Source organism: Infirmifilum sp. (genome assembly GCF_049970975.1).
Taxonomy (GTDB): Archaea; Thermoproteota; Thermoprotei; order Thermofilales; family Thermofilaceae; genus Thermofilum; species Thermofilum uzonense.
This window is the reverse complement of the sequence record NZ_JBMFLX010000002.1, coordinates 68,369-91,347: the sequence shown is the minus strand read 5'-3', so window position 1 is coordinate 91,347 and position 22,979 is coordinate 68,369. Positions and strand designations below refer to the sequence as shown.

20 protein-coding genes are annotated in these 22,979 nt (G+C 46.5%); 10 read left to right on the top strand and 10 right to left on the bottom strand.

The genetic code is table 11. The features are described 5' to 3' along the window. Positions 1–61: 61 nt before the first annotated feature. Positions 62–745, bottom strand: a complete 684-nt coding sequence (locus tag ACP5KC_RS01170; RefSeq protein ID WP_424740323.1) for a VTT domain-containing protein — start codon at positions 743–745, stop codon at positions 62–64. 130 nt (positions 746–875) lie between these two features. Between ACP5KC_RS01170 and ACP5KC_RS01165 the strand changes: the two genes are divergently transcribed. Together ACP5KC_RS01165 and pyk are read left to right on the top strand one after the other, a co-directional pair. Continuing rightward, on the top strand, positions 876–4,013 hold the full coding sequence (locus ACP5KC_RS01165; RefSeq protein ID WP_428286741.1) for a DEAD/DEAH box helicase: 3,138 nt from the start codon (positions 876–878) through the stop codon (positions 4,011–4,013). A gap of 38 nt (positions 4,014–4,051) precedes the next feature. Further along, the gene (pyk, locus tag ACP5KC_RS01160) at positions 4,052–5,440 is read left to right on the top strand and encodes a pyruvate kinase (protein WP_273433029.1); all 1,389 of its coding nucleotides are present in this window, start codon (positions 4,052–4,054) and stop codon (positions 5,438–5,440) included. 7 nt (positions 5,441–5,447) lie between these two features. Here the strand turns inward: pyk and ACP5KC_RS01155 are convergent, their stop codons facing one another. After that, positions 5,448–6,092: a hypothetical protein gene (locus ACP5KC_RS01155; protein WP_424740320.1), complete on the bottom strand. Its 645-nt coding sequence runs from the start codon at positions 6,090–6,092 to the stop codon at positions 5,448–5,450. Positions 6,093–6,155: 63 nt separating this feature from the next. Then, positions 6,156–6,440: a hypothetical protein gene (locus ACP5KC_RS01150; RefSeq protein WP_052884805.1), complete on the bottom strand. Its 285-nt coding sequence runs from the start codon at positions 6,438–6,440 to the stop codon at positions 6,156–6,158. A 76-nt stretch (positions 6,441–6,516) separates the two neighbouring features. Here ACP5KC_RS01150 and rpiA point away from each other — a divergent pair, with 76 nt between their 5' ends. Next, complete coding sequence (rpiA, locus tag ACP5KC_RS01145; RefSeq protein ID WP_424738238.1) at positions 6,517–7,227, top strand: ribose 5-phosphate isomerase A; 711 nt, start codon at positions 6,517–6,519, stop codon at positions 7,225–7,227. A 36-nt stretch (positions 7,228–7,263) separates the two neighbouring features. On the opposite strand, the gene ACP5KC_RS01140 is transcribed toward rpiA, so the two are convergent. After that, the gene (locus tag ACP5KC_RS01140; protein ID WP_428286740.1) at positions 7,264–8,265 is read right to left on the bottom strand and encodes a hypothetical protein; all 1,002 of its coding nucleotides are present in this window, start codon (positions 8,263–8,265) and stop codon (positions 7,264–7,266) included. Between the two features lie 40 nt (positions 8,266–8,305). Beyond that, a complete protein-coding gene (locus ACP5KC_RS01135) occupies positions 8,306–8,449 on the bottom strand; it encodes a hypothetical protein (protein ID WP_428286739.1) in 144 nt (47 codons plus the stop codon). Positions 8,450–8,826: 377 nt separating this feature from the next. On the opposite strand from ACP5KC_RS01135, the gene pdo reads away from it, so the two are divergent. The 3 genes from pdo (at position 8,827) to ACP5KC_RS01120 (ending at position 13,686) form a co-directional block, all read left to right on the top strand. Next, positions 8,827–9,612, top strand: coding sequence for a protein disulfide oxidoreductase (gene pdo / locus ACP5KC_RS01130; protein WP_052884802.1), 786 nt, complete (start codon positions 8,827–8,829; stop codon positions 9,610–9,612). A 179-nt stretch (positions 9,613–9,791) separates the two neighbouring features. Continuing rightward, positions 9,792–12,221 carry a valine--tRNA ligase gene (locus ACP5KC_RS01125; RefSeq protein ID WP_052884801.1) on the top strand — a complete coding sequence of 810 codons (2,430 nt, stop codon included), beginning with the start codon at positions 9,792–9,794 and terminating at the stop codon, positions 12,219–12,221. Between the two features lie 46 nt (positions 12,222–12,267). Continuing rightward, the gene (locus tag ACP5KC_RS01120; RefSeq protein ID WP_428286738.1) at positions 12,268–13,686 is read left to right on the top strand and encodes a tagaturonate epimerase family protein; all 1,419 of its coding nucleotides are present in this window, start codon (positions 12,268–12,270) and stop codon (positions 13,684–13,686) included. A gap of 159 nt (positions 13,687–13,845) precedes the next feature. On the opposite strand, the gene ACP5KC_RS01115 is transcribed toward ACP5KC_RS01120, so the two are convergent. Further along, positions 13,846–13,989 carry a hypothetical protein gene (locus ACP5KC_RS01115; protein WP_424738248.1) on the bottom strand — a complete coding sequence of 48 codons (144 nt, stop codon included), beginning with the start codon at positions 13,987–13,989 and terminating at the stop codon, positions 13,846–13,848. An 80-nt stretch (positions 13,990–14,069) separates the two neighbouring features. Beyond that, a complete protein-coding gene (hypF, locus tag ACP5KC_RS01110; RefSeq protein ID WP_052884798.1) occupies positions 14,070–16,346 on the bottom strand; it encodes a carbamoyltransferase HypF in 2,277 nt (758 codons plus the stop codon). Positions 16,347–16,390: 44 nt separating this feature from the next. On the opposite strand from hypF, the gene ACP5KC_RS01105 reads away from it, so the two are divergent. Beyond that, positions 16,391–17,626, top strand: a complete 1,236-nt coding sequence (locus tag ACP5KC_RS01105) for a M28 family metallopeptidase (RefSeq protein ID WP_273433020.1) — start codon at positions 16,391–16,393, stop codon at positions 17,624–17,626. On the opposite strand, the gene thiI is transcribed toward ACP5KC_RS01105, so the two are convergent. Further along, complete coding sequence (gene thiI, locus ACP5KC_RS01100; protein WP_428286737.1) at positions 17,598–19,094, bottom strand: tRNA uracil 4-sulfurtransferase ThiI; 1,497 nt, start codon at positions 19,092–19,094, stop codon at positions 17,598–17,600. The two genes, ACP5KC_RS01105 and thiI, sit on opposite strands and share 29 nt — an antisense overlap. Positions 19,095–19,125: 31 nt before the next feature. Between thiI and ACP5KC_RS01095 the strand changes: the two genes are divergently transcribed. Beyond that, positions 19,126–19,284, top strand: a complete 159-nt coding sequence (locus ACP5KC_RS01095) for a hypothetical protein (RefSeq protein ID WP_191118575.1) — start codon at positions 19,126–19,128, stop codon at positions 19,282–19,284. Here ACP5KC_RS01095 and ACP5KC_RS01090 read toward each other — a convergent pair. After that, positions 19,276–19,701: an EamA family transporter gene (locus ACP5KC_RS01090; protein WP_052884793.1), complete on the bottom strand. Its 426-nt coding sequence runs from the start codon at positions 19,699–19,701 to the stop codon at positions 19,276–19,278. The two genes, ACP5KC_RS01095 and ACP5KC_RS01090, sit on opposite strands and share 9 nt — an antisense overlap. A gap of 128 nt (positions 19,702–19,829) precedes the next feature. Here ACP5KC_RS01090 and ACP5KC_RS01085 point away from each other — a divergent pair, with 128 nt between their 5' ends. Both ACP5KC_RS01085 and ACP5KC_RS01080 read left to right on the top strand, forming a co-directional pair. Next, positions 19,830–20,069 carry a hypothetical protein gene (locus tag ACP5KC_RS01085; RefSeq protein ID WP_052884792.1) on the top strand — a complete coding sequence of 80 codons (240 nt, stop codon included), beginning with the start codon at positions 19,830–19,832 and terminating at the stop codon, positions 20,067–20,069. A gap of 19 nt (positions 20,070–20,088) precedes the next feature. Next, positions 20,089–20,925 carry a metallophosphoesterase gene (locus ACP5KC_RS01080; RefSeq protein ID WP_424740308.1) on the top strand — a complete coding sequence of 279 codons (837 nt, stop codon included), beginning with the start codon at positions 20,089–20,091 and terminating at the stop codon, positions 20,923–20,925. Positions 20,926–20,949: 24 nt separating this feature from the next. Here ACP5KC_RS01080 and ACP5KC_RS01075 read toward each other — a convergent pair whose 3' ends face one another. After that, positions 20,950–22,863, bottom strand: coding sequence for an anaerobic ribonucleoside triphosphate reductase (locus tag ACP5KC_RS01075; RefSeq protein WP_273433015.1), 1,914 nt, complete (start codon positions 22,861–22,863; stop codon positions 20,950–20,952). Positions 22,864–22,979 lie beyond the last annotated feature (116 nt).

The window sequence follows — 22,979 nt, the reverse complement described above, 5'->3', positions numbered from 1 at the left end:
TACCCTGTGCTTACAAACGAGGACGGTAAAATAATCCTTGGAGGAAGAAGATGGAGCTTCGCTATTTATTGCGCCTGGCTAAGAGAACTCCTAGTCCTTTCTTGCTAATTTCATCCCTTAGCCCCTTTAGACCCTTTTCGCCTAGAAGAGTTAGGATACCCTCCCAGTCTAGTAGTGAAATAATCAGCATTACAGCGATGAATAGAACAATAGAGACTAGAAGCTCGTACCAGAACATCCCACCAGTCATGTGCGCCACTATGCGTCCGCTGTAAGCAGTCACTATACTTATGAGTATTTTCCCAGCGGTTATTCCGATGAAGAACTTAAGTGGACTGTAGCCCATCAGTCCTAGCGGGATCACTATTGCATCGTCGGGACTCGGAGTAGCGGCAAATAAGAAGACTGCCAGCATACCCCAGTTCCCAAGCATCTTAGAAAGTTTGTTGTATCTCTCACGGGTATCTTCTGAAAGCACTACGCGTGAAGCCCCCCTGCTCACTAGATAGACTATCAGCTTTCCAACGCCCCCGCCCACACCACTGATAATCCCGACTAGTAGGGGATTCGAGCCGGGTATCAGGGCTGCATAGAGGTACACAGCAACTAAATACGGTATGGGTATGAATGGGATGAAATTCCCAAGTATCGAAACTACAAATATTCCAAGATAGCCTCCGACCCCGCTAGCTATATTTAACAGCCAGTCAATTACAGGGTGCACAGAGAAGAAATCACTACGCACTTATAGGTTTTACCACAGCTTGCTCGATTAAGCTTCTTCTCTATACCATGGAAAAGTTAAACAGGGTGTTGACTCAAAGCTTTTTAGCGGTTAACCCCTCAAGTATTACGCTATTGGGCGTAGGAGAAATATGCTGGATACCGGTGAACTATTAAAGAGGCTAGGACTTGAGTTTTACGCATATGTTGAGGGAGGAATAGAGCCGGAGAAGGCAGAGGTAACGTTTCGAGAAATCCTCAAGGCTTCTCCCAGTAGCCCTCGCCTCGACTATCTCCTCGATAAGAGACTGTACAAGCATCAGTACATGGCGTACCAGGAGCTCGTAGGAGGGAAAAACATCGTGTTGAAGTCAGGAACCGGGAGCGGTAAGACAGAGGCCTGGTGGCTTTACGCTGCCACGCATCACAAGAAGGTTTTGGCAGTTTATCCGACCCTTGCTCTATCATATGACCAGCTGTCAAGGCTGTCAGAGTACTGCCGGGCTCTCGGGCTTAAGATATCCCAAGTTGACTCCACTTCACGGTCTAAGAGGGAGGGGAAGAGTTACCCCCAGGTTAAGAGCGAGATACGGGCCTCAGATATAGTTGTAACTAACCCTGCTTTCCTTCTTATGGATATAAAGAGGGTGGCGTCGAAGCCTTCAAGCTCACTCCTATTAGGCTTTCTGAATGAGTTAAATCTCCTTGTTCTCGATGAGGTTGATTTCTATAGCCCGCGTGAACTCTCACTCTTACTGGCATTAGTCAGGATAATCGCTTCGCTACGAGAGGGGATACAGGTAGCTGTGTTGACCGCGACTCTCTCAAACCCTGAGGATATGTGCTCCGTTCTCAGGGAGTATACAGGTCGCGAATGCAGCATTGTGGATGGAACGGCCTTTAGGCGTGAAGACAGATATTATATCGTTCTCGGAAGGAACTTAAAGGATTACTGGAACAACCTACGAGACTACAAGAGCTTGTTGATACAGTCGGGTAACAAAGAAATCATTGAAGCAATGGAAGACTATGAGAAGTTCAGAAGGAACATCTATAAGGTTTTGGACGCACTCCAGACCTACGGCGTTGAAACACACCCTCCGCGCGTCGACCCAGTGGATATCATTAAGCATTATATAGATGACGAGTACGTGACCTTAGTCTTTACACGCAGCATCAACCGTGCCGAGGAGTTATATCGCAAGCTGAGAGAGCTCCTCCCTGACGAGAAAAAAGAGCTGGTTGCTTCCCACCACCATCTCGTAAGCAAGGAGAAGAGACAGAATATTGAAGACCTCACTAGACAAGGGAAAATCAAAGTAATCATTTCACCTAGAACTCTCACGCAGGGTATAGACATAGGTTTGATCGCGAGGGTTGTCCATGTAGGTCTCCCAGATGACGTAAGAGAGTTTCGCCAGAGGAATGGGAGGAAGGGCAGACGAGAAACAATACCTTATACTGAGACAGTTATTTTCCCTGGCTCAAGATGGGATAGAGAGCTATTGAGTCGAGGCGTAGATGTCTTGAGAGAGTGGATTGACAGCCCACCGGAGATCACCCTTGTAAACCCTGATAATAGGTATGGCTTCCTATTCTACTCGCTTTTCAAGGTAAAAAGTGGTCAAAGGCTGAACCAAAGTGAGGCTGAATTTCTAGAAAAACTTGGACTCTACCTTAAAGGGCAGTTAACAAAGAAGGGTGAACGCACATGGTACAACATCAATTTTTACGAGTTTGCTCCTCCCTACGGTATTAAACGTGTATACGTCGACGAAGAGAGCGAGAAATTCCTGGAGGATATATCTTTCTCAGACCTAGTCGAGAAGTTCCAAGTTGGTTGTATAGACTACTCTTCCGACGGCGTGGTAACGTCTATTCAAAAGGGTGGAGAAGCCGGAAGAGCTGTCCGAAAAGTCGTCGTGCAGCCACTTAGCGAGAATATCCTCTACAGATTCGAACCCTTCACCTATGCAATAGAAGAGTATAAGAAAATAAAGGCTAAGTGGGGTGAAAGGGCTAGCCTCTTCTACGATTATTTGAGAGGGAGGCTCCTCAGCGAAGCTATAAGCAACGTGATACCGCCCACAAGCGGTTTTGGAATGTACCACAAGTATCCGTGGAAAACGGTGTGGATAGTAGAGCGGGAGCACGGGAGGCCCGTCGAGACAGAGGCTGGGACGATAATAGTGAAAGATAGGAGGGTTGTCGAGATACCAGCCCTTACAGCCGGTAAGTATCAGGACTACACTTATGGCCGGTTAATCGAGCTAGACCATGGTGAGGATCTTCGGCGGATAAGGCTGGGGCTAGCATTCCTTATGGTTTTCCTTCGAGAGAAGTACAGGCTTCCCCTTTTTACTTTCTCCTATTCGCTTTCAAGCCTAGGAGGCAGGAAAACACTCGTCTTGTGGGAGGAGGAGTGTGCAGGACTAGTCGAGAAAATGGATTGGGGCGAGATATATCGCGAGCTAGAGCTATTCACTCCTAGCCAGCTAAGCGAGGTTCTCTTGCTAGCTAGGGACGAGGAGGCACATATAGAATGGATTGGACTTGGTGGTCGGTGGAACGTAGCGAAGGAGCTTGCAAAAAAGGTTGTCGGGTACATATTGCTCTCTGACAAGATCGCTATATCTCTGAAGGGCAAGGAGTTATACGTGCCGAAGCCTGGAAAGCACCTTAAGCTAGCATCCTTGGATTTGCTCCTTGTCCCACTCGACGAGAAGGGTGACATCGTATACGGCTATCTAGCCTTCTTCAACGGTGAAGAGGTTATAGTTGAGAAGATAACGAAAGAGTTTTACACGGTGCAAGGTGAGGGAGAGGTGGTGCGAAGACTGCAGGATTCATTGAACAACGGCTTCAAAATACTGGTGTTCGATATTGAGAGGCTCAGGGAGGAAATGCACATGCTCGGATTGACATACCACGCTGCGCTTCTAAGCGGTCTAATACAGATGAAACTGGTCAAGGATACAAGGAAAACTGCAGAGCAGTACCTGGGTGTAGAGGTTACGGGTCTCGAGCATGTGATAAGCAACCTTCCAGAAAACGTCAAGGCGAAGCTTGGCATAAACAGCTCGGTTAGTCTAGCTGACGTTGAGAGAGAACTAGCTAACAGTAGAAACTGGCTGGGTAAGAGGCTTTACAGGGATCACTCTAGAGGCACCCGCTTCCTAGATGATGCTTCCAAAGCCTTAGCCGATTCCTATGTGAGAACTATCTACCTCCTTGGACTTATCTTGGAGGAGGAAAAGAGGAGCACAGAGAACATGGAGCAGAATAACTAAGTATTAAAACGAGACTCTTATCTTGTCTTTGTGCATGTATGACTGGTCGTAAAACCAAAATCATTGCAACCATCGGTCCGTCATCCTGGTCAGAGGATATCCTAAAAAGGCTATTTCTAGAGGGAGTTGAGGGGTTCCGTTTCAATTTTTCGCATGCGGATTACGAGGTATTTCGGGGTATAGCGGCGAAACTTAGAAGTCTTGAGACCCCGCAGAGACCCGTAACGCTGATAGCGGATCTTCAGGGACCCGTCGTTCGACTTGGAGGCTTCGACCCGATCCAGGTTCATCCGGGAGACAAGGTCACTTTTGTACAGGGAGAGAGATCCTCAGAAGGAATCCCTATCCCTCTCAGGACACTATTCGAATTAGCCTCACAAGGGGATGTCCTATACGTTGAAGGTGGCAGGCTTGCTTTCCAGGTGCTTTTTAATGACGGTGAAAAGATTCAGGCAGAATCTCTACTTGAGGGTGAGTTGAAGCCCAAGAAGACCATTACCATTAAAGGCAAGGAGTATCCACTCCCATCATTAACGGAGAAAGACGTCGGTGACGTCAAGTTTGCTGTGGAAAACGGGTTCGACGCCATAGCCTTAAGCTTCGTACGTCACGAGGGAGACATAAGGAGGTTACGAGAATTATTATACGATCTAAAAGCGGAGGACGTGAAAATAATCGCGAAGATAGAAACTAGGAGTTCAGTTGAAAACCTAGAGCCCATTCTCGAGCATAGCGATATGGTCTTAGTCGCGCGGGGCGACCTTGCAAACTTCTACAACTTAGAAGAAATATATCGGGTACAGGAAGATATCCTGCGGAAAGCCCGACTTAAGGGAAAACCAAGCATTGTGGCAACCCAGTTACTCGAGTCTATGATAAACAACCCTGTTCCCACACGCTCGGAGGTGGTGGACGTGATAACAGCGGTGAAGATGGATGCAGATGCCTTGATGCTCGCCGGGGAAACGGCAGCGGGCAAGTACCCTGTCGTGGCAGTGTCCTGGCTTAAGAGGATTATCGTGGAGGCGGAAAAACTCGAAAAAGGACAGTTAGCAGACTATGAGCCTCAAGACCACTTTGAAGCTATAGCTAAGGGAGTGGCTCTGCTCTCCAATATCATTGGAGGCAAAATCCTCGCTTTTTCAGAGAGAGGTAACACGGCTAGAAGACTGGCAAAGTTCAGGCCCTCCGCTGAGATGATAGTCTACACAAACTGGCCTCCCACTGCAAGATATATCAACTTATTAAAGGGTGTGAGAGCTGTATACGAGCCCTCCCTAAACAAGCACTCGCCATCTCTTTTCTCAGAGTTACTCGACAAAGCCGTGAAGATGGGGTTCGTATCCGTAGGCGATATAGTAGTCTTCACGGCTGGGCGTAGAAGAGGGTCAACGGACCTAATCAGCGTGGAACGCGTGCAAGTCTAGAGAACGATTAGTCACAGATAGATGGGTGTTTGCCCTCCCTAAGAGCCCTCGCCTCGTCTTCTTCAAGTTCGTGTAGGATGTAGTGAATCTCTTCCTGGGATATAACCACCTTGCCGTTTTCAACGGGATAGGCGTATGGCAGGTAAACTTCGAAGTGTCTTTTCTTGAGAGTTAAGCCCACCTGTACCGGAATTGAATTTAAGGGTCTCCCAAGCGATACCATTCTAGCCATATATATCGCTCCGTCTATTGTAAACTGACCGCTACCTATGTTCCTGAACAGTACCCCACCACCCGCTCTTTCCGAAATCTCCTTTCTTGTACGTCCCCGTGGGGGATGATCCCCCATAATGCCTCCTACGACTATGATGGTATTCGAAGAGAAGTCAGTGGGTCTAAGCTCTTCTGTTCCTGAAGGATCAAGTATGATAATATTAAAGTCCCTCTTTAGCTCTTCAAGCTTGTCTAAGAAACTCTGGCTCTCAACACGTGAGGCAATGGAGAAAAGCTTCTCCCTCTCACACTCCTTCTTTACGTTAAAGACCCATAGGCTCTCGCGCCCAACTATCTTGGACGCGTGTGAAAGCTCTATGAACATCCACTTGCTTATGAATGGCTCTACAACCTCAACCGTAAAGATGGGGGGACGCATACACCATCAGCGGGGTTCGACTCTTCACTAGTCCGCCCTTACAAGGCTCGTCATCTGGAGCATTCATATTATTTCAAGCTCTGTTATAAAGTATTTTTTATTCAGTGAGGGAAGCTTTACTGAGAGCCAGGCCTTGACCTCGGCCCCAAGATGCTTCTCCATAACGACTAGAGCTCTTTTCCCGCCAAGGGAGTCCTCGCTGATCGTTACCGTGACTGGGAGCCTCGAGATTTCTTTCTCAATACCCTTCTTATAGAGAGAATACGGGAAGTTAAAGTAGACGTTTTTCTCGTCCTCGACAATAAGTATTTCCTCCTCCATCAGGGGCCAGTTAGGTAGATTCTCCATATTCCCCAGGGTATACCTATTCCAACTGACCATATTTAAAAAACGTTTAAGAAAAACGGCCAATACCCTATTATTTGTGGGCACTCAAACAGTTGAGGCAGATGTAGCAGAGGCTCGTCTTAGGGCAGTAGAAGAGGCGTTAAAACTCGTCAAGGACGGGATGCTGATAGGGCTTGGCAGCGGCACAACGCTCAGGCTTTTTATCGAGAAGCTTGCCGAGAAGGTTAGAAGAGAAAGGCTCGAGATATACTTCGTTGCAACCTCTTACGACACGAGTTTAACGGCGTCGAAGCTGGGATTAACAGAGAGGCCTTTGCTAGACGAGTCACCCGAGATAGCATTCGACGGGGCGGACTACGTGTTCCCTGATAAATGGGTGGTGAAGGGTCTTGGAGGCGCTCTTTTCCGGGAAAAGATAGTGGACTACTTCTCCAGGGAGTACATAATCATAGCAGACTGGAAAAAGCTAAGAGAAAGGCCTACAGGTGTCTCAATACCCGTTGAAGCCCACCCCTTCGCCGCCCAAAAAGTGGTATCGGCTCTAAAGTCCATGCCAGGCGTCATCCAGGCCTCCATCAGGATCTCAGGTAGTGGGAAGCTGGGACCAATAATCACTGACAACGGCAACTTCATAATCGACGCGGTGTTCCGGGAGGTTGAAAACCCGGAAACATTGGAAAAAGAGCTGATGACGATTCCCGGAGTAGTTTCAAACGGGGTATTCGCGCTCAAGAGACCCTCAAAGGTGTTAATAGGATATCCCGAAAAAGTTTCCGTAATCGTATAATTGTATACATGTCTGGAATTTGGGGAAAGAAATCTTTCACGTTTTCTCCTGTAGTTTGATTGGAATTTTTTGTTCAGGCCACTTCCACTCCTTCTTGTCCCGATCGAGCATTTCCCAGAGTCTAGGAACATCGGTGTATAGATCTAGCTTCATGTAGGATATGCCATATGGTGCCTCAACGTTATATGTCTGCGGTATCTCTAAGAACAGGGGATGATAACCGCAGAGGGGCTGCCCCATGTATAAAGCTTGCTTTTCACCAATAAGTGACATTCCGAGAAGTGGTAGTAGGGCAAGTGCTCTTGCTACTCTTTCAGCATCTGATCCTTTTAGATAATACATTATAAAGGGTATGTCATCGGAGCTGGCAAATTTGAAGAATGTAGTATAACGCCACCCTGGCTGGAAGTGTGCCCTGTAGTGATAGCTGAGCACCTGTTTTGATGGCGATTCGACTCCTCTTATTTTAGAGAAAATATCTGAGGGTCTAGTAAAGGGACCATATAAGAGTTTCCCCCATAATAGTATAAGGTCGTATTCATCGGGCAAGCTTAGGGGCTTCGCTCTTGTCCTGGGTGGCACGTATTCAGCTGATCTATCTACGAGTTTCTCAAAATCTTTAGGCGTAACAGCTTCAAGTTCAGGATTAGGAAGCCATGCAATATACTCTTTACTAGTGAACCATTCAGAAACATCAACTTCTTCCCTTAAGGTTTCCATGTATTTGTCGACAAGTCGCTTTGGAATATAACTCATTATAAGCGTGCCAGATCCTTGCTCTGAAATTAGGGTTCTTAGACCTGTGGTTCCGGGAGGGACGTGTCTAGGTACCCTCCCTTCTTGATCTAGTACTATAACTCGTGTAAGACCCCAAAAACTATCATCAGTTATAACTCTAAATCGTCCTTGTGTGGATAATTCTTTTAGTAAGCGTCTTACAGCGGTGTGCGATACTCCAGCGTTCCTGGCTAATTCGCGGAGGGTTCTAGAGTGTGGTAGAGCATAGAGTATTTTTTTAACGTCAATTCTACTCCTCATAGAACGTTCAAAAATCAAAAGAAAAACAATAATTTAAACTTTAGCCAGATACATTTGGAGTCGGATAAGGATCCCTTTTCGGATCCGCAAGCCCGATTGCCGCATTCACCAAGAGTATGAGCAGTGGTATGAGTATGGCTGGATTCTTTAGCTGTTCTAGGACCAGTCTAATTTTGGTGTTCATGTTGGTCGTGATATATTGGCGTAGGGTGTACTATAATTGTTTTTATTTTGGAATTTTATAAAAGGATTTTGTATTCCAATATCAAAAATTTATCTAGATGTAGTTTTATCGTTTACGCATGGGAGATGGTCTTAAAATTGATATTTAAATACAATTTTTTTGATACGATTTATGATATTTTCTCATATGGTAGGAGATCATTCTATTTTTACTTTGGAACTTGGATATTTATATAATTGGTGGAGTGTCAATAAGGGAAATTGTTTCCATGTGCTATGTGAAATACGTTGGGTTCCTGGTTTCCTTGGAGGGGTTGTGGGGTAAGGAGGGTGTAGATAGACTTAAAAATTGGGAGGTTATTTGGCTTCGGATTGTATATGCCAGTTGAATACGATGAGGAGCTTGTCGGAGAGCTCACAAAGATGTTTGCGCAGTTGAGGAATCCTGTGACGATAAGGTACTTTAGGGATCCTGAAGCAGAGTGTATGTATTGTGAGGATACGGAGCAGATCCTGGAGCTTATCACTAAGACGTCAGGCGGGAAAGTTAGAATTGTTAAGCATACGAGCATGGATCCTGAGGCTAAGAAGTATAACATCCCGATGTTCCCGGCTATCCTGATTCATGGCGTTGACGAGTGGAATGTTCGGTATTTTGGGATTCCAGCAGGCTATGAGTTTGGCGCCTTTGTAGAGGATATTATTGATGCTTCCACTGGGCAACCCGAGGTTGACCCGAAGCTAGCAGAGCTTCTCAACAAATATGTTACGCAGCCTACGCGTATTATGATCTTTGTAACTCCAACCTGCCCCTATTGTCCGTTGGCCGTGAGGGCTTCTCATAGGTTTGCCATGATAAACAAGAATATCTACGGCGATATGATTGAGGCGCTGGAGTTCAGCGAGCTTGCAGACCAGTACGGTGTCTACGCGGTGCCAAAAAATGTAATACAAGTAAACGGCGTGGACAGGGTTGAATTCGAGGGAGCTGCCCCGGATCACTACTTTGTCGCAAAGATACTTGAGGCTTACCAGGTGGAGCTGCCTGCAGAGCTACGTGAGGCTATAGTTGGGATCACGACAGAAGAATCTGTTGTGGATGTAGAAGAACACGAGCACCACCATCACCACCACCATCATGAGCATCATCATGAGCACTACTAGATTTATCGAGAGCATAAAACCTTGAGACATTCTTCTCCTTCTTTTATTCTAAGAATTCACGGTTCAGTATTGGAATCGATGAGGAGGAAATAGATATGCTAAGATAAACTTTCTCTGGAGAGACGGGTCTAAAGAGGAGGTAAGGTTTTTATTCTCTTCCCAGTTGAAGATACGATTTTATGAGTAGTGGACTCCCTAAAGTCTACGACTTCAAGGCTGTCGAGAGTAAATGGCAGAGGTATTGGGAGGAGAAAGGGATCTATAAGTTCAACCGTGAGGATAGAACTAGGCCCACATATAGCATCGATACGCCTCCCCCCTACCCAAGCGGGGAGCTTCACGTTGGTAACGCGTTGAACTTCTCTTACATCGATTTTGTGGCCAGATACAAGAGGAAACAAGGGTACAACGTCTTCTTTCCGCAAGGGTGGGATTGTCATGGTCTGCCCACGGAGGTTCGTGTCGAGAGGATCACAGGTAAGAGGAAGAGCGAGTTTGAGCCTCAGGAGTTCATAGCTTTGTGCAAGAAGTATACCCTGGAATGGATCGACTCGATGCGTCGAGCCCTGAAGGGCCTGGGAATGAGTATCGATTGGTCGACGGAGTATATGACCATGGATCCCGACTATTGGAGGAGGACGCAGCTGAGCTTTGTGGAGATGTATAAGAAGGGATTGATCTATAGGGGAGAACACCCTGTTATATGGTGTCCCCGCTGTGAGACCGCGATAGCTGAAGCGGAGGTAGAGTATGTTGAGACTAATAGGCCTCTCTATTATTTCAAGTTCAAGGTCAAGGAGAGCGGGGAGGATCTAGTAATCGCCTCCACGCGTCCAGAGCTCCTGGCCTCCTGCGTTGCGGTTGCTGTAAATCCAAAGGATCAACGCTATGAGAAGATTGTAGGACTTCACGCTATCGTACCCATATATGAACGTGAGGTTCCCATAATAGCAGATGACGCTGTTGATCCCAGCTTTGGGACAGGTGCAGTCATGGTGTGTACCTATGGAGACAAGACAGATGTCAAGTGGCAGGTCAAGTATTCGCTTCCAGTAATTATCTCTATTACCGATAACGGGAGGATGAATGAGAATGCCGGTCCTCTAAAGGGGCTCACAATTGAGGAGGCACGTAAAAAAATCGTTGAACTATTGAAAGAGAAGAATCTCCTCGTAAAGGTCGAAAACACCCGCTCAACGGTCGGGACGTGCTGGCGTTGCCATACTCCCGTGGAGATTATTCCGAAGAAACAATGGTTTGTAAAGTCCACCGCGTTAAACAGCGCAGTACTCGAGGAGGCAAAAAGAATCCAGTGGGTGCCCCCCTACATGTATAAAAGGCTTGAATCATGGGTCTTAAGCCTTGACTGGGACTGGGTGATTTCACGTCAAAGGTTGTTTGCAACCCCGATACCAGTTTACTACTGCAAGGATTGTGGTTATGAGATGGTGGTCGAGCCGGAACACCTACCGATAGACCCCAGGTTTGACAAGCCCCCCGTGGAAAAGTGTCCGAGATGCGGTTCTAGAAATATTGTTGGGGAAAAGGACGTCATGGACACGTGGATGGACTCCAGCATAACTGCAGCTGTTCACGCTGGTTGGCCTGATAAATTCGATCTTCGCTTATTTCCTTCGGATCTTCAGCCAAACGGTTACGATATCATAAGAACATGGGACTATTATCTCCTATTGAGGGGAATTGCATTATTCGGGAAACCTCAGTTCAAGACTGCCCTCATTAACGGTATGGTTAGAGGAACGGACGGTAGAATGATGCATAAGAGTTACGGTAACTACGTTGCGGTCAGTGATGTTCTCGAAAAGTACGGCGCCGACAGCTTTAGGCTTTGGGTTGCTATGGCCGCTTCAACTGGGCAGGATGTAAGATTCTCCTGGGAAGGAGTAGACTATGCGCATCGCTTTCTCGTCAAGCTGTGGAACGCTTCAAGGTTGCTCTACAATTACCTAACGAATTATATGCTTCAAGCCGAAGACATGGCGTTTACGAGAAGCGTTGACCACTGGATGCTCGGGGAAGCAGCTAAAATGGTAGAAACTGCCAGGGAGGCTCTTGAAAACTTTGATTTCCAAAAGGCTTCCCAAGTTGTTGTCGAGACGATGTGGCATGAGTTCTGCGATCATTACCTCGAAGCGATTAAATACAGGTTATCAAGGGGTGATAGGGGAGCTTTGTATACCTCCTACATTGTCCTCCTTTCGGCATTAAACATACTCTCTGTTTTCGCACCTCACATAAGCGAGGAGATATTTGACGTCCTATTTAGATCCAAGGAGGGTCATGCTAGTATAACTACCGCTCCATGGCCCGAGAAGCCGATCTTCGACGAGAAAAAATCCCAGATAGGTGCCATGATTATAGCCACTATCGCGGAAGCTAGGAGGGCAAAACACGATGCTCGTATATCCCTGGGAGCCCCGATGAAATCCATTCACGTCCACTCTGAAAAACACTTTGAAATCCTTGGCGAATTTATAGAGGATTTGAAGGGTACCCTTAAGGCCGAGAATGTCATATTACACCGTGACAACTCGGGGAGCCGCAAGGTCCCTGAGTTCCCAGATATTTCAATAGACATAGAGCCCTGACTTAGCGAGGAATAAATTAATCTGTCCCAGCCTTCTCTTAACACATATGCTGGATACACCCAGGTATCTGGGCAAACTACCTCATCTCTCGGTAGGTGTACGACTTCCCGAAGTGTTTCTCGAGGGAATAATGAGTGGGTTCAAGACCGGCAACAGCGCAGGAGGGGTAATGCTTTCTTACCATCGGGAAACAGCGCCCGAATATGTTATAAATGCTCCTCCAGGGGACTTCGAGCTGACAAGGGGTCATACAGGTACAAGTATAAGGCACTACATAGAAGCCTCCGTAGCGAAAGCTAAGGAAAAAGGCGTTGTCGTGGAAGTAGAGGCAGACCATGTGTCGGTTTCTGTCTCGAGCGAGGCGGTGAAGAGGATCTCAGGTGGTGGCACGCACAGAGTGCTTAGCGAGGAAGAGGTGAGGAGTGCTCTAAAATACATTGAGGACGAGATCAGGGAGGCTGTGTCGACGAGAAACATTTACTTTTATACTATAGACACTTGTGACCTCATCGATTACTCGTCAGAGAAGATCGCTGTGGATGAGCTACGAACAGTGTTCAAGGACCTCTATCCAGCCAGCCTAATAGAGCGTTACAAGGACATAAACGTGGTGGTCAATGGAGCTAGGATAAGGTTTGACGAGGAAAAAGTGATGCGTTTATCGCTAAAACTTATGAGGAGCATCGATGTTTCAGAGAGGATTTACAGGATAATAAAGGAAATGACTCCCTGGCCCTTTGGTATCGAAATAGCTTTTGACGAGACCCCGGTTACGACTGACCCCCATGAGTTATTTTTCGTGCTAAACGAGTTGAGGACGAGAGGCATACCTGTAGACTTTATAGCCCCTAACGTCGGGTTTCAAAAAAGAGAGGACTTTACAGGAGACCTTGAGACATTACACTCGCGTGTCAAGACACTTCACGAGGTAGCTTCCTTTTTTGGATCCCTACTCTCTTTCCATAGCGGTAGCGGGAGCTCACCCTACTCTATGAAGGGAAAAGGAGTTCACGACATAATAAGGAGGGCTGCAGGAGGGCTATTCAAGTACAAGATATCAGGCGTATACTTCGAGCTTCTAATGCAGTTGATGTCAAGGAGCGATATTCCAAGCGTTAGACGCCTTTACGAAGAGATATATGACGCGGTAATAGAGCTTCTGGAGGATCAGGTTAAGAGGAAGGGCGAGCTGTACGACGAGGTTCTGGTGAAAAGGCTGGAGGAACATCGTAAAAAGAGCTTGAACGGATATGTAAGAGATTCTGAAAGCCCCGTGTTCCGTTACTACTCGTTTTTAGCTTTAAACATTAGGAGGAATGGAGAGAGATATCTTAGGAATGCCATCGTAGAATTATATTTAGAGGATAAGGGGTTCAGAGAACAGGTAGACAGAGAAATCTCAGCTCTCACGGTAGCCTTTCTTGACAGCTTGGGTTTTCGCGGCAATGTGAGATTACTCCGTTGAATATATAAAATACCCACTAAAGAATTGATACTTATGAGGGGGAAAAGCAGGGATTGCTCTTCATTATGTGAGGAACTAGTAGAGGAGTGTCAACGTAAATGTGACAAAGAGGTATCTGAGTGTATGGAGGATTGCGCAGGCCTGGAGGATGAGAGCTGTTTAGAGGTGTGTGAAGAAACTTGTGAAAGAATGAGTAAGGCTTGCATTGATTTTTGCAAGAATGTTGAGAATAAGTGTCAGGAGCTTTGTGAAGAAGTAGAGGAGTAAATTCTGAAAAAGCTCAGTAGCGACGGCCCCAGTCACGATATAACTCCAATCGGGTTCAAGTCATCATAGCGTCTTGAATACTCGCGTAAACCTATTAAACTTGCCGTGGGATTATGTTAGGCTAAGCCTCTTATCTTAGCAAAATATACCTGTCCAGCTGATATACCGCCATCCCCGGGTGGGAGCTTTCGGGGGAGAAAAACCCTGTCGGATCCGAAGACGTGTTTAACCCCTTTGAGGATCACTGAGTTTACAGCTGCTCCACCTGAGACGTATATCTCCCTAGCACCATTCTCGTGAGCGATCTCAGCAAGGGACCTGCCTATCTCGAATTGGATTGTGTAAGCTATATCTCTTGTAGCAGCATTGTTGAAGCGCCCGTTCAGCATGTAGTCGTAGAAGAAGGACTTCGTGTAGACTTCTCCGCCACCATGCTCAAGGCGATAGTCTAGCTTGCTGCCGCCCCAGCTGAACTCCTCAAGTGTTATGGCAGGCTCACCTTCATAGGTTCTCTCCCATGAGACTCCTAGTAGAGCAGAGACAGCATCCAGGAAACGACCGGCGCTTGAACACTTTATACTTGCTCCAGCCTGGTTAAAGGCTATTTTTAGCTCTTGTATGCCCCCGGGTACCCTTTTGTCTAGGTGGTTATAAGATGCAAGTCTCAAAAACTCTTGGAGATCTACATGTTCTGCTAAGACTCCAGCTATTATCCTGGCAGGATATAGTGTTGATCTATCTCCACCGGGTAAGGGGATGTATTCTAGTCTCCCCAGTCGCTCGTAGCTCCCGTCCTCCGAGATATAGATCACCTCGCCACCCCATATCATTCCATCGTCTCCGTAGCCTACTCCATCGATAGCTATTCCAAAGCCTTCTCGAGTACCTCTTTCCAGCAGCGCGGCGGCTATGTGTGCTACATGGTGCTGAACCTCATATAACTCTGCGCCTGCCTCTGCAACCAGTTGATCCGCGAGTTTCCTATTGAGGAAATAGGGATGCTTGTCCACTACAACTAGGGATTCTGGCAAGCGAATCGAGTACGTCTCTACTAGAAATTTAAGGGATTCATGCAAGAAGTTTAGTGTTTCCATATTCTCAAGATCACCTATGTGCTGTGTGGGGATAATGTATCGCTCTAATCCCAACGCGCCTGTATTGTTGAGCATCGCTCCCAAGCCTATTACGGGTCTCCTGTATTCATTCGGTGCTCTTATCCACCTGGGCGCAAACCCTCTAGATCTTCTTAGAAACAAAGGCTCTCCGTCGCTTAGTCTTATAACGCTGTCGTCAACCCTGTTTACAATCTCACGGTTATGTAGAAGGAAGTAGTCTGCAACGTTTTTTAACTTGAGTAATGCCTCCTCATTATCCTTTATTATGGGCTCCCCGCTCTCATTGCCACTCGTCATAACTGCAAACTTGTCCACGGTGGCTTCGAGAAGTAGATAGTGGAGAGGAGTATAAGCAAGCATGACACCGACTGTCTTCAACCCTGGAGAGACTTGGTCAGAGACTTCGCGTGTCTTCGGAAGAATCACTATTGGACGCGCGGGGCTCAGCAGTAATTTTTCAGCAGCTTCGTCTACTACAGCTATTCTCCTGGCAACGCTTGTGTCCCTTGCCATTACAGCGAAAGGTTTCCTACCCCTTTTCTTGCGACTCCTTAGCTTCAAGAGTACTTCGTCATCCGTGGCTTTGACTGCCAGATGAAAGCCTCCGATCCCCTTGACGGCTACGATATAGCCTTCATCAACAAGCTTCGCTGCCTCAACCAAGGGGTCGCTGACCCGTAAGGGTGCTCCCTCACGATCCACGAGATAGATTTGCGGGCCACATGTAGGGCACGAGATTCCCTGGATGTGGAAGCGCCTAGTGTTTCCAGGGTCTGTATATTCCTCGCGACACTTATAGCATAGTGGAAAAGAGCTCATAGAGGTGTTTTCACGATCATAGGGAATCCTCTTTATAATTGTGAAACGAGGACCGCACCAGGCACAGCTGTGGAACGGGTACCGGTACCAGCGTGAAGAAGGGTCGAGTATCTCACGTCTGCAATCATCGCACATCCCGAGATCAGGGGGAATCATGGATATCTTTGTAAGCACCTTGCCGCTCTTCCTGATCTCAAAGCTAGGATATCCTCTAGGTACAACCTCCTCTACTTGTATCTCTTCTATTTCAGCCGAGGGGGGTGTCTCACGGCGTAATACTTCGGGGAATTTCTCTACTAGGACGGGGTCACCTTCAACCCATATCTCTACCTCGGACCCGCCCAGGTTCACTACATAGCCCCTTAAGCCTAACTTTGTTGCTATCCTGTACACGTGGGGGCGGAAGCCAACCCCTTGGACTATTCCCGAGACATGGAGTCTAATGGCCTTGAGGCTCATTTCTTCAGTAAAGCATTTACATTGGAATAAAAATAATATTGTCAATGTTCGAACACGAGTACGCCTATAAAGTTGCGGTAATGCTGTCCAGCAAGCCACGCTTCACTGGAACTCCAGGAGAGGAGGAAGCTAGACGGCTCATCGTCTCAGAGCTTGAGAAGAGTGGTTATTCCCCTAAGATGGAGGAGTTCTCGACAAAGGTATACGAGGTGAATAATGTCGACTTGAGGGTTAGAGAACCTTTCAACGAGGAGATCCCTGCTAGTCCTCTTGGTTTTAGCGGGGAAACGAGCGGTGTGGAGGCAGATTTACACTATATAGAGAACTCTGATAGAGTGCTCATCCCGGGAAGCGGTAACTGGATTGGGCTTGCCGTTGGAAGACCCCCAGCAGAACAGTGGAAGTTCCTGGCTAAAAGAGCCTCAGGACTAATAATAGCGGAGGGGACGCCCTACAGAAGCCTTAGCCACGTAGCTGTCCCGTGGGAGTGGAGGGAAAAATTCGGAAGCCTCCCCGCTGTGTACGTGAGTTATTGGAATGCAGTACGCCTGCTCAAGGCTAAGAAAGTCCACCTTGTGCTGGAGCAAGAATATAGAGACGTTAACAGCTATAATATTATAGCCGAGAAAAGCGGTTCAAAGTACCCAGAAGACGTTATACTCGTCACGGCACACTATGATAGTGTTAAAAACGTCCCCGGAGCGACAGACAACGCCGGTGGCACCGCGCTAGTGGTCGCACTCGCCTCCGCCCTCAGCAAGCTTGACCTCAAAAGAACTATTAGATTTGTTCTGTTCTCTGGTGAAGAACTCGGCCTCAGAGGATCCCTAGCTTACGTAGAGAAACACAAGGACGAGTTAAAAAACATCTCCCTTGTAGTTAACTTGGATGTCCATGGAGGCGTTCTAGGCTCCTCTGCTTCAATTGTGAGTGGCTCGAAATCGCTTCGAAACTATGTGGAGGCTAAGGCAAAGGAGATCGGGGTAAACTTGTCAGTCTCAGAGGATGTTATGAGTAGCGACAGTACATCTTTCGTATGGAAGGGAGTGCCCGCAGTGAACTTCTTTAGATCGAGCGGTAGCGGAGCTGACATACATACCGAGAAGGATTCATTAGAACATCTACATCCAATAGCGTTTCAGCTGATCGGCCATCTCGTCTTCAAATTTATCGTGGACATCGCAAACTCCGAGGATCTACCCTACGAGAAAGAGGTGCCTGAAGAAATAAAGAAGAAGGCAGACGAGTATTTCAAGAAGAGGCTTGCTCTTGTGGATTAGAAGCTGACCTTTTTACGCCTGCACGCCAATAGCGCCTCAGACCACCTCTAAGGCTGTATGCATCTACTCCCATTTTTCTTAAGAGAAAAGCAGCTTCCCGGCTTAACCCTCCTTCATCACAAACAACAACGTATTTCTTCTCTTTACCTAGGCTGGTTACGTAGTCTTCGAGAGACCATATGTCTACGTTGATGCTTCCCGGGATTCTTCCAGACCTATACTTCTCTGGAGGTCTAACGTCGAGAACAACAGCATTACTAGGTATTTCGTCCACCTCTAACTCTTGGAAGTTAGTGCCGCAGCCCGCGTCAATAGGAGACGAGCTATGTAGGTCTATTATCTCGACATTATCCAATGACTTTTCAAGAACACTTACGTCGATCTTTGCCTCTTCTTCAAGGACTTCGTCTAGCCTAGCATGTGTTGTGGGATGGAAAGAGTAAACACCGCATATCTCTTTGACTTGGCTAGAGGCCTCATATGTCCCTATCTTGCGAGCCAACTCAACTATCTCGTCTTTGTCGTATGCTATTACGGGTCGTAGGACGATAAGGTCGGATGACTTATCTATCACGTTGAGATTAGCCAGAGTCTGAGAAGAAACCTGTCCAAGATTCTCGCCAGTTACTATCCCCTCAGCACCAGTCTTCAGGGCGATTCTGTTGGCGACTCTATACATAAGCCTCTTCAGGACAACCCCTATTAGCTCGGGCTTCACCTTTTGTTTAAGTTCGTGGACCACAGTTGTAAAGTCGACAATGTATAGTTTCGGATCATATCCATAGCACCAATTGTCAGCCAGCGTCTTAACAACCCGCAATACATAACATTTCGAGACCGGTCCCCCTAGGTTAAGATAGAGAAAATCCACTTCAGCACCCCTCTTAAGCATCAACCAGGATGCTACAATCGAGTCAAAGCCTCCGGATACCAGGGATATTACCCTGCCCTCGCTTCCTACAGGTAATCCACCCCAAGCCTCGATAATTTCAGTGAAGAAATAGGCTTTGTTACCTCGAACCTCGACGTATGCTGTGACCTCAGGGTTCTCAAGGTCTACTTTTGAAGCATATTTGAGTAACCTCTCGCCGAGAAGCCTGTTGACATCTATCGAGCTAAACGTATGGGACCCTACGCGTCTTGTCCTTACGGCGAATCTCTTTCCTAGTACTTTCTCCTTGAAGTACTCCTCAGCAGTCGCAATTAAGTCTTCTAGGTCCTTGAACTCATACTCCACAGCTGGGGAAAGGGACTTTATTCCGAATACTCTCCTCAAAACGTCTATAGATTCATAGGGCCCATAGATATAAAAACGCCCGAACTTCTTCCTTAACTCCGCCTCAATACCCGCACGTCTCAGAGCATCCATTATGTTGCGCTTCAATAAGTTTTCAAAGTGTTTTCGCGTAGCAAGCCCTTTTATGGTCAGCTCACCCAGACGTATCAGGACAACTTTCTTGAGAGACATAGAAATATACCCCCTCTAGGAGTAACAATTTGTGCCCGAAATAGTTTTAGGTCTATGGGACTTCATAGGGTTGGTCATCGGAACCATTGCTTTGATTGTCGCGATAGTAATAATCGCCATAGAATACCATCACTGGCGGTTGAGACGTGAATTAAGAAAAGTGATAGTCAAGGCTTCCAAGTTACAGTGAAATGAGAATTAGGGCTATAAGAACGAGGAGCGCCGCAATCCCCTTTTTCAACGTGATCTCTTCGCCGAGAATTAACGCCGCTAATATGACGATAAAGAGAATACTGGACCTGTCCACAACTGCGACATTGACGGCTTTACCGTATTGTAACGCTACAAAGTAGAGCAACCATGAGAGAGCTCCTGCTACACCACTCAAAATTATAAATAATATCTCTCTCGACGTAAGGCTTGATATAAGCGCCTTATCCCTAATGACAAGCATAAGGGAAACGGTAAATATCATCATCACGATGGATCTGAGGCCTGTAGCGACGACAGGATCTACTCTGGACAACCCCATCTTGGCTAAAATCGTTGCTAGGGCAGCGAAAAATGCGTCGAGAAGTGCATAAATAAACCATGTGAGGTCGCTCATAGCTTAAAATGGAGATAATTCCGATATTTATTTGTTCCTAAAAAATAGGTTATTCAGATATTAGGATTCCTGAACCAGTTAGGAAAGTTAAAGATAAAATCATGTGAATCCTGGATAGTCTTGTGTCCATGCAGGACTACAAGTATGAAATTCCAGTGAAAAAGCTAGAAACGGCTATGAGTGTTGACAAGGAACTCGTAGAGCAGTTAAGCAAGGCTTTGTCAAAGAAGATGATAAGTCAAATGAAAAAGGAGGCCGTAGACTGCCCTGTATTGAATAAAACAGTGGCTTTTCTACAATGCTATGGATGTAAAAACTTTGTCAGAAGAGTTCGAGGCATAGTCTATTGTAGGGGTAACCCTTTATAAGCGTGCACGGGTTACACGCGTGAGCACAAGCAAATCTTTTGAGGATTTTTTAAAAGAGCTTCGCCCCCTAGGAAGAGACTCCTTAATTGAACTTCTGGACGATGTCACCACTATACTGAAGAGTGAAGAACAGTTGATCAAGATAGAAGCTCCAAGAATTCTGTTTGTGGGAGACACTCATGGAGACGTAGAGTCGAGTATTAAAGCCCTTAAAAGCGATGCAAGCGTGAAGGTATTCCTAGGCGACTATGTTGATAGAGGTAAATTCCAAATCGAAAACATAGAACTATTACTCTTGGCAAAGAGAGAGTATCCCGACAAAGTGTTCCTACTGAGAGGAAATCACGAGTCAAGAGAGATGAACGAGGTTTACGGCTTCCTAAGAGAAATGCTAAACTATTACGATTACGAGGTGTACGAACTCATGCTTAAAGTCTTCTCGAACATGAGCGTTGCAGCCACCGTAAACAACGAGATCTTCGCTGTTCACGGCGGTATTGCAAAGGGGCTGTATAGTGCTAATCAGATCGAGAATCTACCCAAGAGTGAGCATAATATCGACGACGAGATCATTTTTCAGATGCTCTGGAATGACCCAAGCGAAGAAGTTGAGGACTTTGCACCGAGTCCCAGGGGGTGGGGGATATACCTTTATGGAAGAAAGCCTGTTGAGAGCTTCCTAGAGGAAAGTGGTCTAAAGTTCATAGTGAGAGCACATGAACCCTTCCCAGAAGGATACAAGATTTTCTTTGATGGTAAATTGATCAGTATATTTAGTTGTCGTTTCTATCCTATAGAAAATCCTAGGGCACTGCTTGTTGAGAACAAGAAGAGGGAAATCCAAGACCTAGTATGAGTGATGATTGAAAATAGCTTGGAGTCAATAAGTGACTCTTAGCTTAAACTCGGCCTTCTTGCCAGGGTTCCAGTTGCTAACGGGTCTGTAGTAGCCTACTATCCTACTCCAGTGTTCTAATTCGGCGCTTCCGCAGTAAGGACAGCTGTCAACGTATCCTGTAACGCTTCTGCCACACTTCTTGCAAACTGTGATTGTTGGTGTTATACTGAAGTAGACTACTTTGGTGTTAGTTACTATTCGATAGATGAGGTTCTTTAAGGCCTTGGGATCTGGCTGCTCGTGGAGGAATAAATGCATCATGACTCCGCCGGTAAACTCTTTTTGAACCTCTCCCTCCCATATCGCTCTTTGGTATATTGGAACGTCAGCATAGTAGGGTACTATACTGTTGCTGTAGAAGGGACTTATACCGTCTGACGGTATTAGGAGCTCGCCTTTCTCATAGTCATCCTTGAACATCTCAATGTCAGCTTTAGCAAGTTTATAGCCTGTACTCTCTCCTGGAACCTCCTCGACATTGTAGAGATAACCATCACTTTCCTCGAATTCTTCTGCGAGCTTCCTTATCATTGAGACCATTTTCTTCTCTATCATAATGGCTTCCTCCATCTCCCTTGTAGAGCTTTCAAACCAGAGCTTCGGATTCCTCATGAAGTTAGCAGCGGCCTCGGGAAGACCTATAACTCCTATTGTGTTGAAGTGATGTCTCAAGTGTCCAAGGTATAACTTTGTCAGCGGCATAAGGCCCGCCTTCATAGTATCCTCATATCTTTTGCGCCACGCTAGCAGGACTTTTCGTGCACTTTCGCTGAGAGAAATTAATAATTCCTCGAATACGGTCCACTCTCCCTTGCTAAGGTGGGCAAGTCTAGGCAGGTTAAGGGTTACGACGCCTATACTTCCCGTTGCGTCTGGTAAGGCCCATATTCCGTAAGTTCTAGAGCTTTCCCTTGACTTAAGGAATTTTTCCAATGCTTCCTCCTGGCTCGCCTTGTCTAGCCTTAAGGTAAGGGAGCCGTTACCCTTTGAGACAACATGGTTCACGTCAATTGTTAGACGACAGCACATCGCGTAGAGGGCTTCAACGTTGCTTGAGTAGCCGTTAAGCAGGTATGCCGATCCCTTCTTTGCAAGAGTCTCAAATATTAAATCAGTGAGCCCGTCCCACCTTCGGTTATTCCAGTCAAAATTCTTTGTAAGCATCAACGTCGGTATCGGGAAAGTAAATGGCTGTCCAATCGCGTCCCCTTCAGCGTACAACTGGAAGAGCGCCTTGTCGACCTTTATTGCTTCGTCTATATAATCTCCTAGGCTTCCACTCTTAATTCCCCCGATTATAGCCTCGCCCTCAAGCATATCCTTGCTTGTGTCCAAAACTAGTGTAATGTTTGTGAAAGGTGACTGGTAACCTGCACGTGCAGGATAGTTAAGTTCAAAAAGCATCCCCTGCAATATTTGTTTGATCCGTGTAAACTCAAGCGAATCCGCCTCAACAAAGGGTGCTACGTACAAGTCGAATGCACTTACAGCTTGGGCTCCGGTCCACTCCTGAGCCCCCATGAAGAAGAAATTAGTGAGGTGTGCCACGGCGGTGTCGAAATGTTTGGCGGGAGCCGAGACGATGGTGGGCGTCTTTAAACCAAGCTGTAATATTTTCTTAAAGCTCCAGCCAGCACAGTAGGGAATCCACAAGCTGTCAGGAAGCTTGTGAATGTGTAAATCTCCCCTATAATGCTGCTCGACGGCGACAGGAGGAATATATTTTTTAAGTACTTCTGGGGTCTCTACGAGCTTCTCGAAGAGATAGTTGCGAAAGTTACTATAGCTTACGTTGTGATTAGCATTCTCATGCTTCTCCCAATCCAGGTCTGAAAGATACTTTCTCTCAAGTCTAATTATTTCATCTTCATGTCTTAAAACGACTGGAGTAACCATGTGAGTCTAGAAGACCATGTCTCTTTGGATAATAATAAACGATAAGGGGTATAGATTGAAAGTTAATGTTTTTGGTTTTATCGCATCTTCTATTTTTAAATTAAATATAATACAAA